We start from the raw sequence: 13,611 nt of genomic DNA, 5'->3' as shown, positions 1-13,611 counted from the left end.
CTCACCCATACCGGGTGCCAACTGGACGATGCGTGGTCTTGTTCCAGAAAAAGGGGTTGCCGCGCAATTCCCCCAATGCCCGCCAGGCAGCGACCGAGACGAACATCCAATAGAAGGGGACCAGGATCCAGCGCCACCCCACCGCCGCACGCTCGCGCTGTTTCATCGGCGCTCGGCCAAGGGCTATGAAGACGGCGTAGCTACCAAAGATGTTGGCAACGTCGATGAGAAAGAGCCAGAGGAGCAGACCATTCGCGGTGAACGGACCGTCGCTCGTCATCTGCCAGACGGCATGGCCGACATAAGCGATGAGTAGCGGATGGGCGAGCGACGACAGGAGCAAGCCACCAATCAGGACCTGGAACACGGTAAACGGAATGGCGCCCATTTCACTGACGAGGAGGGTCGGCCGGCGCATCAAGACGAGCCATGTCTGCAGCCATCCCTTGAACCAGCGGGTGCGTTGGCCGAGCCAGGAATGGATGTCTTCCGGAGCATCCTCAAGCGTCGGCAAGTTCAGCGTCGCGCAGGTGTAGCCCATGCGATAAAGGCGCAGGCCAAGGTCGGCGTCCTCGGTCACGTTGTGGGGATCCCAGCCGCCGCAGTTCCTTAGTGCCGCCGTGCGGAAATGGTTGGATGTTCCGCCAAGCGGCATCGGAAGGCGCTTGGCGGCAAGGAGCGGCAACAGCCGGCGGAAGAGTGCAGCATATTCCAGCGAGAAAAGGGCGCTGATCCACGAGGCGCCTGCGTTTGATATGACCAGTGGGGCCTGCAGGCAGGCAAGCTCGGCCGGTGCAGCGTGAAATCTTGCCCATGCCTCGGCGAGTTGTTGTGGGTGGGGGCGGTCTTCGGCGTCGTAGATGACGAGATATTCGCCGCGCGCCGCAGGCAGTGCATAGGAGAGTGCCTTCGGTTTCGTGCGTGGCAGGCTCGGGGGCACTTCAACGATTTCGTATTGCGGCCCAAGCGGGAGACTTCGCAATGCGTCGAGGGTCGCGGCGTCGTCTGCTTCGCAGATCAGCTTGATGTCGAGGCGGGATCGCGGCCAATCGAGCCTGTCGAGCATACTGACAAGTTGCGCGACAACATCGGCTTCCCGATAGAGCGCGACAAAGACCGAGTAGACCGGGTGCGGCACGGAGGGAAGGTCAGTTTGCTGCGAACAGTCTCTGTCAGCCCTGAAAAGGGCAGACAGTCGGATGAATAAGGCGGAAAGGAAGAGCAGGGACAGGATCAGGTGCAGCACGACGATGACAATTCGTGGCACAAGTACCGTGGTAAACAGCGCCGCTGAGACAATCGCGCCTGTATAAAACCCCTGACGCCCCCAGAAGGTCACCCGGGCGCTGTGCTCCGGTACCTCGTCGAACAGCCGACCGATGGTAGTGCGAGAGCGCCTTGCCGCGCCAACACGCCAAACAGCACCGCGTATCGCCTGCGGGGTCGTGACCGCTAGGCGCGCGCGTAGCGTCGGCGATTGTTCGAGAGTGGCCTGCATTGACAGGATCCGACCTGCCGACGGCACGATCGCGGTCAGCGGCGGTCGGTCGGAGAAGTTGATGCGCACCATTTGTGGGCGTACGAGCTGGGTGTCGATGCCCCCCATGTCGGTGACACGGGCAGGGTCGATATCGCGCAGGAACGGGAGGCCGAGCCTTTCGGCGAGCGCCTCGTAGTAGATTTCTGCCCGTACCGCCCCGGAGGCCAGCAACTCAGTTTCGATCGACGTGTCGTTGCGTGTTGCCCGCAGGAGAAGCTGGGCGATTAGCGGCTTGCCGATGCCGAGCTGCTGGAGGATCCTGGCCTCGGCCAAATGGTCCGGGCATACCCCGGTTGCCGGCGGGGGCGAGGAAGGCCGCTCCACGGCAAAAGGGATTGCGGTGGAAACCGACGTCTGATCGGGATAGTCTGCCAAACGCATGCGACTTGTGCGTCGCGTCCTCATGATGCGACGTCCCCTCTAAACCCCAAGTTGAGATAATGCGGAAAGTCGGAATTTCTTCAAGAAAAATCTGCGAAGCAATCGCGCTATGCGTGTTTTTCGCCATTGGTCTCGGCAAGGCAGAGGCGGCGGAGACGATCAGGCCGGACGATTTTCCGACAGGCTTCGACAGTCGGGAGCGGATACCGAAACCGGACCTGTCTGCCATCGCGCGGCTGCGGTTTCTGACGACAGTCGATTTTCCGCCATTAAATTTCATCGATCAGACCGGCAAGCTCGCCGGATTTCACGTCGATCTGGCACGTGAGATCTGCAAGGATCTGGACATTGTCGCAAAATGCCAGATTCAGGCGCTGCCCTTCGGGGAGTTGCGGAAGAGCCTGGAGGAGGATGCCGGCGAGGCGGTCATGGCCGGAATGGCGGTAACCACAGGTCTGCGGCGTGATTTCACCTTTTCGCGTCCCTACCTCCGGCTGCCGGCCCGCTTCACGGTGCGCACCGCCGCAGTTCCTGCAGGAGGCAATGTGGCGGATTTGGTGCAGCGACCGATCGGCGTCGTGACGGGAAGTGTGCACGAAGCGATGCTGAAGGCCTATTTCCCGACGCTAAATCCCATGCTGTTCACCACCCAGGCCGACTTGCAGACAGCCCTGACGGCGGGCAAGGTTGATGCCGCCTTCGGTGATGGTCTGCAAATGGCCTTCTGGATCGCCGGCCCACGCGCCGAAAATTGCTGCCGGCTATTCGATGGCCCCTACTTTTCCGAAGCCTTTCTTGGCGAGGGCCTGACCATCATGACGGGCAAGGATGAGCCTGTGATCAGTGAAGCCATCGATCATGCACTTCTGTCGCTTTCCCGCAGCGGGCGGCTGGAAGAAATCTACCTGCGCTATTTCCCGGTCGGCATCTACTGACGGCCGGCCACGCTACCCGAGCCATAGGGCGTCATTTTTCCATCAGATTCCGCGGAAGCGGGCTATTGCGGCGCGCTCAATAGCTGCGCAGGTGAGTTTGTCGAGCCCAAGCCGATCGCGCAACATCTGCAGCAGGCGGATCTCCTCGTTGCGGATGCGTTGGTCGGCTGCCGCGATCTCGACGGCGAGCGCATAGGCCGTGTCCGCAAGCCGGGCGGGAATGCGCTCGCGGATCACCTCAAGCGTGATATCGAGGCCCTCCGGCGCGGCAAGCAATGCGGTGCACTCGCGGGCGATGTGGAGGATATGCGCATCATCGAAACCGTCAAAGACGGGCAGGACGCGCGCCAATCGGCCGATGCGGGCCAGTTCCGCGTCGGTCATCGCATTGTCGACGGCCGACATAATCACCATCACGTGGACGAGGGCTTCCTGCAATTCGTGACGTTCAGTCATGGGGCTCTTTCAAGGTTGCTGCTGTTGGGTGTCCATGGGCGCGCCATTTCCGGCCCCGTCCTGTGACTTGGCCTTGCGGCGCGGATCCGGACTGTAGAGCCCGCGCCCTGCTTGCCGTGCTGCTTCGGCGATGGCGGCGAGGGGAAAGCCAGGTCGGACTTCGGCCCAGCCGTTTTCCGCAAGCCACTGTGAAAGATCCCTTCCCGCGAGCGTGCAGTGCGCGATGGCGGTGCCACTCCATTCCGCCGATGGCACGTCACAGTCGATCGTGCGTCCGCGCACGAGATTGGCGAATGCCGTACGCGCCATCCGCCCGCACGGCCAGGCCTCTCCCGACGTGTCCGTGCATTGCCGGTTCACAGCGATCGGGACGATGCCGTCGAGTTCCAGGACCTTGCCGCCAATGCTGAAGCGGCCGGCGGCGAGTACGATCGGCCGGGCCAAGGCTACCGGCTCGGCGGCCGTGGGTGGCGCGTTGGATGGCTCGCTTGGGATATCGGGTTGTGTATCGGCTGGCGCGCCTGGCGGCGCGGCTTGCGCCACACCGTCAGATTGCGTGTCTACCGGCGAGTTGCTTGCCTCGCCGTCTTTTTCGGAGGGCAGCGGCTTGGGAATATCGTCCTCGCCGTCCGCTGGCGGGATGATACTGGCGTCGGGCACCTCGAGGGTGAAATCGGTGCCGCCTGCGGCTTCGCGACCGCGAATCTGGCCGGCGCCGAGAATGACGATGACCGCCGTCAGGCCGATGCAGACGACCCCGCCGAGAGCTGCACGGCCTTGCCACGCTGAGGCAAACGAAGTCACGACGGAAGCCTCCGTGTCATTGGCTTGCCCAAATGATCCGGGCGATCCAGTCGACTTCCCGGATATCAAAGGTTCGGTTGGAGTGCTCTGGATTGAGCGACAACAACTCGATCGAACGCGGGCTCTGCCGGTGCAGGACCTTCGCCATAACCTCGCCCTCGCGCGTCTTGACGACAACCCGATCGCCCCGCCGTATCTGCGCGCCCGGCTCTACGATCAGCACATCGCCGTCGCGATAGAGCGGCATCATGCTTTCACCCTGAACTTCCAATGCATAGACGCCCTGCTTACGCTCCGGCGAGGCCGGAAACTCAACGACGTCCCAGCCCTGACCCGCCGGAAAGCCGCCGTCGTCGAAGAAGCCTCCGGCACCGGCCTGAGCAAAACCGAGCAACGGAATTGAACTCGACTGGGGAGGGAAGGTGCCCTGCGGCAAACCTGCGTTGCGGTTGCCTGCCGTTTCGAGGCCGATGAACTCGTCGATTGTGGCGCCCGTCGCGTCCAGTACCTTCGCGATCGACTCCGTCGAAGGCCAGCGCAGTCGCCCGTCCGCGCCCAGTCGCTTGGACCTGTTGAACGATGTCGGATCAAGGCCCGCGCGCCGGGCGAGCCCGGACGGCGAAAGCCGGTGGCGTTCGGCGAGGGCATCGATCGCCGCCCAGATCCTCTCGTGGGAAAACATCGTCGTTCGTCCTGCTCAACGGCCGCAGTGCACCGGGCCGATTGCCGTTGAGCATAGCGAAGCTGCGGTCTCTAGTAAAGGAAAAAGGAATATAATCCTGCCTAGCCCTGCGGCTCTTGCCTGCGTCGGGCCACGATGCTTTCGCGCCAGATCGTAAAGATTCCGGCCCCGACGACGATGGCTGACCCGACGACCATGTTCAGTGTCAGTCGTTCATCGAAAATGGTCACGCCCATGAGACCGGCAAACACCAGTTGCAGATAGGTCAGCGGCTGGACGGCCGCCGCATCGAGCAGATCATAGGCGCGGATGAGGAAATAGTGGCTTGCCATGCCGGTGATGCAAAGCAGCGCCATCCAGCCCCAGTCAGCCGCCGCAAGCGAGGTCCAGTAGAACGGACCGATGAACGATAGCGTGATCGCGCCGACGGTGCCGATGTAGAAGAAGCTGGTGCTTGTCGAATCATCGCGGCTGACGAGCCGCGTGGCGATGACGTAAAGCGAAAACACCGCTGCCGCTGCAAGGGGGACCAGCAGCTTGGGGTCGATACCGTCAGGTCCCGGCTCGAGAATGATGAGCACGCCGAAGAGCCCAAGCAGAATGGCGGTCCAGCGGCGCCAGCCGACCTTCTCGCCCAGCAGTGGAACGGAGAGAAGGGCGACGAACAGCGGCGTTGCGGAGAAGATCGCCTGCGAATGCGCAAGGCCGACCATGGCCAGCGATGTGATGACGATGACAATCTGCAGTGCCAGCATGACGCCACGCAGGACCTGCAGGATCGGACGCCGGGTCGCCGCAGCGGCGCGCAGGCCTCCCTTCGAGCGCGCGGCCATCAAAATGGCAAACGCTGCAAAAGCCCAAAAGCGGATCATTGCGATGAAGGCGGGCGGGTAAAGTCCGCCCAGATGCTTGGAGATGCCGTCCTGGATGGCGAAGATGACAATCGCCAGGAGGGTAAAGATATAGCCGTTGCGTTTCGCTTCCATGCCCCCGCCTTATACCGGGGCGGGTCGGTTTGCACCTGCAATCCTCTCTGGCTGCGAAACGGGCAGGCGAGATGCGCGCCTCGCCCGTTGCACTGGTCAGCTACGGTGATATTCGAGCACGTCTATGCGCATGTTGATCGCGTCGATCACCTGGCGGTGCAGCCGTTTGTCATTGACGCTCATCGTCGCCATGCGAAGGCTGTCAGTCTGGTCCTGCGGAAGGAATTCGCAGCGGGCGATGTTTTGGCCCTCCCTGCCGAAACGCATGATGCGTGTGTCGGCGTTGGGGCTTTCGACCAGACGGATGTTCTCCGCCTTCGGCGAGAGCCGCTTGACGGCGTGGGCACAATAGGCCTCGCGCCGGATTTCCCTCAGGCTCACCTTGCCGGCGGCGGTCTTATCGCCGGTCGAGCCGGGATGGGCCGAAAGGATGGTGAACCCACCACTCACCGTCACGATCGCGGCGAGCAGAAGCGCGCTGACAAGCGCCGCCCGTGCGTCTTTCTTGGAATCGTATGTCATGTCCGTTCTCCTGCGCCGATGCGGTGCGCTGTTTCAGAGGAGCACGGCCACGGCGGATCAATGTTGTTGGCTGTTCATGAATTCCATTTCGGGAGAAGGCCCCGTGCGGGGCTGTTTCAATTGTTTCGCTTCCCGTGCGAAATGTGGATTTGCGAAAGCAATTCGCACCTCATGTGAACGTACGGGCAATTCGTTTTATTCGTACCCCCTAATTTTCTAAGGGGATCATTGCAGCACGCGGTCAACGGCGTTGTTCCCGGTGGAACAGGTGCGTCCCGGAGGTGACACAAGGATACCGCTAAGAGGCAATTTCTGGCCTCTTTCACAATGCCGCCGACGGCGCTATCAGTGGCGCGGGCGCAAGCGGTTCCGCGCCCGGAGTTCCCGTCCGTGAATAAGAGCATCCTTTCCGGCATCCTGCTGACGAGCTTTTCCTATTTCCTGTTTTCGGTACAGGATGCTTCCGTCAAGTGGCTGGTGGCAGCCTTGCCGGTGTGGCAGGTTTTGTTCGTGCGAAGCGTCACGATCTTTGCGATCTGCGCCGCGATCGGGCGAGGATCGCTCCTGCGCCGTGCATCGGTTTCGCCGATTGTGAAGCCGATGATCCTGCGCAACCTGCTGCTGCTCGCTGCCTGGCTCTCCTATTACACGGCGTCGCGTGATCTCGGCCTGGCGGAACTGACGACGCTCTACTATGCCTCGCCGATTATCGTGACCGTGTTGGCGATACCGATCCTGGGCGAGAGAGTGCCGCTGAACCGTTGGGTGGCGGTGCTGACAGGCTTTCTCGGCGTGCTGATCGCCTGTGACGTTTTCGACAAGGGAATGACCATCTCGCTTCCTGTCTATCTTGTGCTGCAGGCGGCAGTCTTTTGGGGGATCGGGACCATCCTGCTGCGGAAGACCGCGCTTCAGGAAACGACGCTGGTGCAGATGACGATCTCCAGCGGGTTTCTGATCCTGTTCACCGGAGTTGTCGCGCCATTCGTCTGGCTGCCAATGAACCTTTCGGACTTCGCGCTGATGGCAGGCACCGGTATTCTCGCCGGCATTGCCCAGTATGCTCTGTTCGAGGGTATGCGACGGGCCGAGGTGTCGCTGCTCGCGCCCTTCGAGTATTCCTCGCTGGTATGGGGTTTCATCCTCGGCTTCCTGATCTGGAACGAGGTTCCGGCGCACAATGTCTTCATCGGCGCGGTGCTGATCTTCTCCGCCGGCATGATCATCATCGCAGCCGAGCGGTTTTCACGTCGACCAGCCGAAACACAGACATAACCGCCGTCAGTCGCCCGACGCCGGCTGCCGAACGCATAGGTGAGCCGGCCGGCGTCAGACAGCGGTCATTGCAGTTTACCGTCGCCGCTTTTGTCGGCTGCGGCGAAGTCAGCCATCACCCGGTTCATGAACTCGGTCTGGTTGATGCTGCCGTTCGAGTTGGCGTCCGTTGCGGCGAATTGGTCGGGGGTCAGGACGCCGCCGACTTCCGAAACAACCAGCACGCCGTCTTTGTTCTTGTCCAGACCAGTGAAGGCTGTTTTCATAAAGGCTTGGTATTCCGAACGCTGCACCACTCCATCCTTGTTGGTGTCGAGTTGGTCCTTCTGGCCCTGGTGCATCTGCGCCGTTTGTGCCTGGGTAACCGCAAATACAGCTTGGCTCGCCACGAGGGCGACTACGAAAATTGCTAGCCTCATGCGCGCCTCACCGATATCTGCAGGTCAGGAGATTGCCGAGCACCCCGCCAACGCCGATGCCGCCGCCGATCGCGGCAATCTGGCCGGTTCCGGCACCGATGGTGGCGCCGGCGAGGCCGCCGACGATCGCTCCGCCGACTGTTCCGGCGACGCAGGCAAACTCGGTGTTGCGATCGATAACGCTCTGGGAAACCGGCTGCGATGCGCAAGCCGACAGGGCGAATGTGGCACCGACGAGAACGGTGGCCGTACGTTTCTTCATCTTACCCTCCAAGTACTTCTCTTCGCTTCTCACGGGATCGCCAATCGGACCGCAATGGAATATCGAGATTATCGGAGCTTTGGATGATCCTCTGGCGGCTGATCGTCGATTGCGTGCGTCCAGCTAAAGATAGCCGTTAGCACAAAGCAATGCATGAGTGCGGGCCAAACGGCATCCGCAACTCGGGGGTTCGATCCACGCTTCGGTGTGGACGCCGCCATCCTACAATCGACGCGATGTGATGGCAACTCAACTGCGATCAGGATCTATTACAGGCGTTCACACCGCCCGGTTCCCATCGCCGAAAAGCGGAACAGTCATGCTCGTCATCCCTTTGGAATCGGTGCAGATTGGCATAGTCGAGCCCGGCGGTTTGCGTTATCACAAGGGCAGAGGTGGACGATTCCGAACATGAATCGAGATGATGGCGGCAGCGCCGCTCCAACAATCGCCGATGTGGCGCGGCTTGCGGGCGTTTCGCGCGCAGTTGCCAGCCGGGCGCTTTCGAACGAACCGCGCCCGGTGTCGGCCGACAAGCGCGAGCGCGTTGTCGAGGCGGCAGCACGCCTCGGCTACAAGCCAAATCTCCTGGCACAGAGCCTGACGACGAAGAAGGTCAATCTCGTCGCTGTTGTCGTCAACCATATCCATGATCTTTCCGACCTTGACCTGTTCGATCGGCTGATCGACCGCATCCAGTCGATCGGCAAGCAGGTGATCCTGGTCCGCATCGGCTCGGTCGATCGCATCGAGGAGTTCCTACGCAATGGCGTCGCCTATCACGTCGACGCTGCGTTGGTGTTCTCCGACTTCGCCGACGCGGCGACCGTGCGGCAGATGTTCCGCTCCGATCTGGTGGTCATGCTGAACGGGCTGCACGACGCGTTGTCGCCGGTCGTCATCGCAGATGAAGGAGCGGGGATTGCCGAAGCAGTGGCGGATGCGGCGTCAAAGGGCGTCCGCACCGCGGCGCTCGTGACGGGGCGATACTCGTCGCCGGTGGAGCAGGCCCGGATCGGGCACTATCGCAAGGCTTTCGCACAGAGCGGCATCGAACTGGTCTGGACTGTGCAGGGGGATTATTCGTACCAGAGCGGCCATGCAGCATCAGCCGCACTTTCCGGAAAGGATTGTCCGGATGCTGTATTCTGCACCTCCGACGCCATGGCGATGGGCATTCTCGACGTCCGTCGAGCCGATTTCCCGCAGAACCGCCCCGCCCGTTTCCGCCTCTACGGCTTCGACAATCTGTCGCTGACGGATTTCGATGCTTACCCGATCTCCTCGATCGGTTTCGACAAGTCGGTCTATGTGGAGCACATTGTTGATTTCATCGCCAATCCGGGCGATTTTCACCCCGGCCAGCCGCCGGTCACCGTGCCGACGCGTTTCGTGCCGCGCCTGACAGCCTGAACGAAAGAGGCCGCCCGCAGGCGGCCTTCAGATCGTAATACGGGGCTTACCAGAGCGGGTTCAGAGCCGGCGGGTTGGCTGCTTCACCCCACCACTTCTTGTAGTTGGCCTCGTAGGCGCCGGACTGAATGTAGTCGGAGACGAACATGTCGAGCCAGCGGGCGAATTCCGGATCGCCCTTGGCGACGGCGATGCCGATCGGGTCGTTGGAGTAGAGGCCCGGCAGCGTCACCAGTTCCGGGTTCTTGGTGGCGAGATAGTCGAGCAGCGAAGAATCCTCGATCGCCGCATCAACGCGCTTTTGCTGCAGCTGCAGAACGCCATCCGGGGCGAACTGGTCGACATAGACGAGTTCCGCTTCCGGAACGGCCTTCTTCAGGAAGCTCTCGCCCGTGGTGCCGCGGCCGACGACGACCTTCTTGCCGGCAAGGCCCTTTAGGTCCGTGATGCCGGCGTCCTTCTGGACGAGAATGCGCAGGCCGGCGCGGTTGTAGGGGATCGTGAAGTTGACCGTCTTAGCGCGCTCGAGCGTGGCGGAGGTGTTGGCGACTGCCACGTCGATCTGGCCGGAGACGAGCATCGAGATGCGGGCGTCGCCCGAGACGTCGACAAACTCGACCGGCACGCCGATCTTCTCGGCAAGCAGCGTCGCAACGTCAACGTCGTAACCGACCGGGTTGTTCTGCGCGTCACGGAAGCCGATCGGCTCGCCGCCGAGCGAGACGCCGATGCGCACGGTTCCACGCGAGCGGATGTCGTCGATCATGCCGGCGAAGGACGGAAGGGCCGAGCCGGCAACGACGGCCAGCGCGGCAAGGGTAGTTAGGATTTTCTTCATGTGCAGTTTCCCTCTTCGTGATTATGCCAGTTTCGCCGCCCGAAGTTCCGGTTCGGGCATCGAGTCCTCCCAAAGCCAGTAGCGGATCTCGCCGGGGCATCTGAAATTCACCACCTCGTGGTTTCCCTTGACATCGACGGCATGGATCACCACGCCAGCCAGGAAGCCGGTGGACAGTTCGTTGAGCTCTTCGATCGCAAGCCTCACGGCGTCGGAGAGCGAATAACCGAGTTTGAGTGCCAGCACGATGGTGCGCGCGGTCGAGCAGCGCATCGTCATCTCACCCGTATGCGTGCAGGCGGCAGCACCGTAGCGGCTGTCGGCATAGAAACCGGCGCCGGGAATAGGTGAATCGCCAAGCCGGCCCGGATATTTCCATGCCCAGCCTGACGTCGAGGTCGCCGCATGAATGCCGCGCGTCGGGTCGGCCGACAGGAAGACGGTGGTGTCGCGCACACGCTCGGGATCGGTGATGGCGCGGCTCAGTTGTGCCAGCGGAATGTCGGGGAATTTGGCCAGTTCCTCCGGCGACAGCTCCTGCTCCAGCCGCTCCCACCAGACCCTCTTGCTGTCGTCGTAAAGCAAGTCATCCTTGGAAAAACCGATTTCACTGGCAAAGCGGCGCGCGCCGTCGCCGGTCAGCATCACATGCGGCAGGCGCTTCATCACCTCGTGGGCCAGCGCTGCCACGGGCAGCGTATCCGGCACGGCGCCGACGGAGCCGACATCGCGGGTGTTGCCATCCATCACGGCCGCGTCGAGTTCCATCCGGCCGAGCATGTTCGGCCAGCCGCCATAGCCGACGCTGCGCACCTTCACCTCCGCCTCCACCTTGCCGATGCCGGCAACCATGGCGTCGAGGCTGTTCGCCCCGTCGCGCAGCATCTGCACCGAGGTGGGAAAGCCGGGCCAGGCTTCGTTGTTGGCGAGAAGGAGCATGGGAAAGCCTCTAGTCGTTGCGCATTTTGGAAAGGAACTGGGCAACGCGGGGCTGCGCCATGCCGCCGTCGGCGGCGAAGAATTCGTCGGTGGGCAGGTCGACCAGCAGCCGCCCCTTGTCGAGGAAGACGATGCGATCGGAAATCTGCCGCGCGAACTCGATTTCATGGGTGACGAACAACATCGTTGTGCCTTCTTCGGCGAGCTTGGCGAGGATCGCCAGCACTTCGGCTGTCATCTCCGGATCGAGCGCACTCGTCACTTCGTCGAGCAGAAGATAGCGCGGCTGCATGGCGAGCGCCCGGCAGATGCCGACGCGCTGGCGCTGCCCGCCGGAGAGCTGGGCCGGGTAGGCGCCTGCGCGATCGCCGAGCCCGACCGAGTTCAGTAGTGCGTGCGCCTTGGCCTCCGCTTCGGCGCGCGGCTGCTTCAGCACCTCGATCGGCGCGAGCGTGATGTTTCCGAGCACGGTCATGTGCGGGTAGAGGTTGAAGAGTTGGAACACCGTGCCCGAGCGCTTGCGCGCCTCGGCGAGATCCTTTGGCCTGCTCACATCGAACTCGTCGACGGTGATCCGGCCGCCGTCGAGCCGTTCCAGGCCGTTGATGCAGCGGATCAGCGTCGACTTGCCCGATCCCGATGAGCCGAGGATCGATACGACCTCGCCGGGCTCGATCGTCAGGTCGATGCCATCGAGCACCGTCATATGGCCGAAGGACTTTTTTACGTGTTCGACTTTGAGCATGTCAGAGCCCTCTCCATGCGCTGTGGGCCCTCAGGCGATTTTCAAAGCGAGTGCCGATCAAGGCGACGAGCTTGGCCGAGAAATAGTAGAGCAGGCCGACGGCGGTCCAGACGACGAACGGCTTCAGTGTCCTGAGGTTCAGGATGTCGCCGATCTTGGTAAGGTCGACCACGCCGATCACCGAGATCAGCGATGTCACCTGCAACTGGTTGACCAGCAGGGCCACCAGCGGGCCGATGGCAAATGCCGTTGCCTGCGGCGCCACGACGTGGCGCAACACCTGCCAGCGGGTCAGTCCGAACACGCGCGCCGCCTCGATCTGGTCGCGGCTTATCGATTCGATCGCCGAGACCGCGATGACGTAGACGAAGGCGGCCGTGTTGGCCGAAAGCGTGATCATCGCCGCCTCGACCGGCGTCACCCGGATGTGCAGGAGGCCCGGCAGGCCGAAGAAGACGAGAAAGAGCTGGACCAGCACCGGCGAGTTCTTCAGGAGTTCGGCCAGGAAGGTGATGATCGGGGTCAGCACGGCCACTCGGTAAAAGCGGACCACTGCCCAAAGTGTGCCGATGACAAGACCTATCGCCGATGTCGCGAGAAACAGCGCGATGCTGACGCCGAGCCCCTGGGCGAGCAGAACCAGATCGTAGGGGGTGAAGTCGGTAAATCGCATCAGGCCACCGCCTCCATCATGTCGCGGTTGAGGCGGCGGTGCAGATAGGCGATGCCGAGCGACAGCAGGTAGGTCAGCGTCGCATAGACGACGAGCAGGACGACATAGACCTCGAAGGGCCGGAATGTCTCAGAAACGACGATCTGGGCCGAGCCGGTCAGTTCGTTCAGCGTGATCGTCGACAGGATGGAGGAGGTGAGGATCATGTTGATCAGCACGGAACCGAGCGGGCGTACAGCGGTGCGCAGCGCGATTGGCAGCACGATGCGGGTGAAGATCACGCGCTTGGAAAGGCCGCTGACCTCTGCCGCTTCGATGATGCCTGGGTCGATTGCGAGAATGCCGGCGCGGATTGCGTCGGACGCATAGGCCCCGCCGGCGATCGAAAGCGCGATCACACCGGTGGTGAACGCGTCGATGTAGATGCCAATCTCAGGCAGGCCGTAGTAGAAGAAGAAGAGCTGCACGATGAAGGGGACGTTGCGGAACACGTCGACATAGGCAAAGGCAACTTTGCGCAGCGTCTTGGAAGCGGACGTCCGGGCAATGGCGACGAAGGCGCCTACGATGACGCTGCCAAGCAAGGACAGCGCGCAGGCCTCCACCGTCAGAAGCGCGCCCTCGGCGAGGAAGCCGAGATGCGGCAGGAGTATCGACAGATCAAACCGCACGCGCTCTCCGAACTGCGATTGAAACCGGTTTCATCGTGTCTTCTGTCGTGTCGGTTGTCAATTGCCGCAG

Annotated in this window: 16 protein-coding genes; 3 read left to right on the top strand and 13 right to left on the bottom strand. The window is 62.2% G+C overall.

Annotated features, from left to right (window positions below; all coding sequences use genetic code 11):
• Position 1: 1 nt before the first annotated feature.
• A complete protein-coding gene (locus IB238_RS15260; protein WP_192248438.1) occupies positions 2–1,921 on the bottom strand; it encodes a glycosyltransferase in 1,920 nt (639 codons plus the stop codon).
• A 74-nt stretch (positions 1,922–1,995) separates the two neighbouring features.
• On the opposite strand from IB238_RS15260, the gene IB238_RS15255 reads away from it, so the two are divergent.
• Positions 1,996–2,856 (top strand): transporter substrate-binding domain-containing protein, encoded by an 861-nt coding sequence (locus IB238_RS15255; RefSeq protein WP_348648263.1) that lies wholly within the window; start codon positions 1,996–1,998, stop codon positions 2,854–2,856.
• A 42-nt stretch (positions 2,857–2,898) separates the two neighbouring features.
• Here IB238_RS15255 and IB238_RS15250 read toward each other — a convergent pair whose 3' ends face one another.
• The 5 genes from IB238_RS15250 to IB238_RS15230 all read right to left on the bottom strand — a co-directional run bounded on the left by IB238_RS15250 (position 2,899) and on the right by IB238_RS15230 (position 6,306).
• Positions 2,899–3,312: a tellurite resistance TerB family protein gene (locus IB238_RS15250; protein ID WP_192248433.1), complete on the bottom strand. Its 414-nt coding sequence runs from the start codon at positions 3,310–3,312 to the stop codon at positions 2,899–2,901.
• A gap of 9 nt (positions 3,313–3,321) precedes the next feature.
• Positions 3,322–4,116, bottom strand: a complete 795-nt coding sequence (locus tag IB238_RS15245; protein WP_192248430.1) for a thermonuclease family protein — start codon at positions 4,114–4,116, stop codon at positions 3,322–3,324.
• Positions 4,117–4,132: 16 nt separating this feature from the next.
• Positions 4,133–4,798: a helix-turn-helix transcriptional regulator gene (locus IB238_RS15240; RefSeq protein WP_192248427.1), complete on the bottom strand. Its 666-nt coding sequence runs from the start codon at positions 4,796–4,798 to the stop codon at positions 4,133–4,135.
• Between the two features lie 101 nt (positions 4,799–4,899).
• The gene (locus tag IB238_RS15235) at positions 4,900–5,784 is read right to left on the bottom strand and encodes a DMT family transporter (protein WP_192248424.1); all 885 of its coding nucleotides are present in this window, start codon (positions 5,782–5,784) and stop codon (positions 4,900–4,902) included.
• Positions 5,785–5,880: 96 nt separating this feature from the next.
• Entirely contained in the window at positions 5,881–6,306 is a 426-nt protein-coding gene (locus IB238_RS15230; RefSeq protein ID WP_192248421.1) for a hypothetical protein, read from the bottom strand.
• A 390-nt stretch (positions 6,307–6,696) separates the two neighbouring features.
• Here IB238_RS15230 and IB238_RS15225 point away from each other — a divergent pair, with 390 nt between their 5' ends.
• Entirely contained in the window at positions 6,697–7,581 is an 885-nt protein-coding gene (locus IB238_RS15225) for a DMT family transporter (RefSeq protein WP_192248418.1), read from the top strand.
• 65 nt (positions 7,582–7,646) lie between these two features.
• Here IB238_RS15225 and IB238_RS15220 read toward each other — a convergent pair whose 3' ends face one another.
• Positions 7,647–8,000, bottom strand: coding sequence for an EF-hand domain-containing protein (locus tag IB238_RS15220; protein WP_192248415.1), 354 nt, complete (start codon positions 7,998–8,000; stop codon positions 7,647–7,649).
• Between the two features lie 7 nt (positions 8,001–8,007).
• Complete coding sequence (locus tag IB238_RS15215) at positions 8,008–8,262, bottom strand: hypothetical protein (protein WP_192248413.1); 255 nt, start codon at positions 8,260–8,262, stop codon at positions 8,008–8,010.
• Positions 8,263–8,673: 411 nt separating this feature from the next.
• On the opposite strand from IB238_RS15215, the gene IB238_RS15210 reads away from it, so the two are divergent.
• Positions 8,674–9,675 carry a LacI family DNA-binding transcriptional regulator gene (locus IB238_RS15210; protein WP_192248409.1) on the top strand — a complete coding sequence of 334 codons (1,002 nt, stop codon included), beginning with the start codon at positions 8,674–8,676 and terminating at the stop codon, positions 9,673–9,675.
• Positions 9,676–9,721: 46 nt separating this feature from the next.
• Here IB238_RS15210 and IB238_RS15205 read toward each other — a convergent pair whose 3' ends face one another.
• Genes IB238_RS15205 through IB238_RS15185 form a run of 5 tightly spaced genes read right to left on the bottom strand, consistent with a single transcriptional unit; the run spans position 9,722 to position 13,541 of the window.
• Entirely contained in the window at positions 9,722–10,513 is a 792-nt protein-coding gene (locus IB238_RS15205) for a transporter substrate-binding domain-containing protein (RefSeq protein WP_192248405.1), read from the bottom strand.
• 21 nt (positions 10,514–10,534) lie between these two features.
• Positions 10,535–11,452, bottom strand: coding sequence for a N(4)-(beta-N-acetylglucosaminyl)-L-asparaginase (locus IB238_RS15200; protein ID WP_192248402.1), 918 nt, complete (start codon positions 11,450–11,452; stop codon positions 10,535–10,537).
• A 10-nt stretch (positions 11,453–11,462) separates the two neighbouring features.
• Complete coding sequence (locus IB238_RS15195; RefSeq protein WP_192248399.1) at positions 11,463–12,197, bottom strand: amino acid ABC transporter ATP-binding protein; 735 nt, start codon at positions 12,195–12,197, stop codon at positions 11,463–11,465.
• A gap of 1 nt (position 12,198) precedes the next feature.
• Positions 12,199–12,870, bottom strand: coding sequence for an amino acid ABC transporter permease (locus IB238_RS15190; protein WP_192248396.1), 672 nt, complete (start codon positions 12,868–12,870; stop codon positions 12,199–12,201).
• Positions 12,870–13,541, bottom strand: a complete 672-nt coding sequence (locus IB238_RS15185; RefSeq protein ID WP_192248394.1) for an amino acid ABC transporter permease — start codon at positions 13,539–13,541, stop codon at positions 12,870–12,872. The genes IB238_RS15190 and IB238_RS15185 overlap by 1 nt, the downstream gene beginning before the upstream one ends.
• Between the last annotated feature and the right edge of the window lie 70 nt (positions 13,542–13,611).

Source organism: Rhizobium sp. ARZ01 (assembly GCF_014851675.1).
Classification (GTDB): Bacteria; Pseudomonadota; Alphaproteobacteria; order Rhizobiales; family Rhizobiaceae; genus Mycoplana.
The sequence above is the reverse complement of the archived record's forward strand: the minus strand, read 5'-3'. Positions and strand labels throughout refer to the sequence as shown.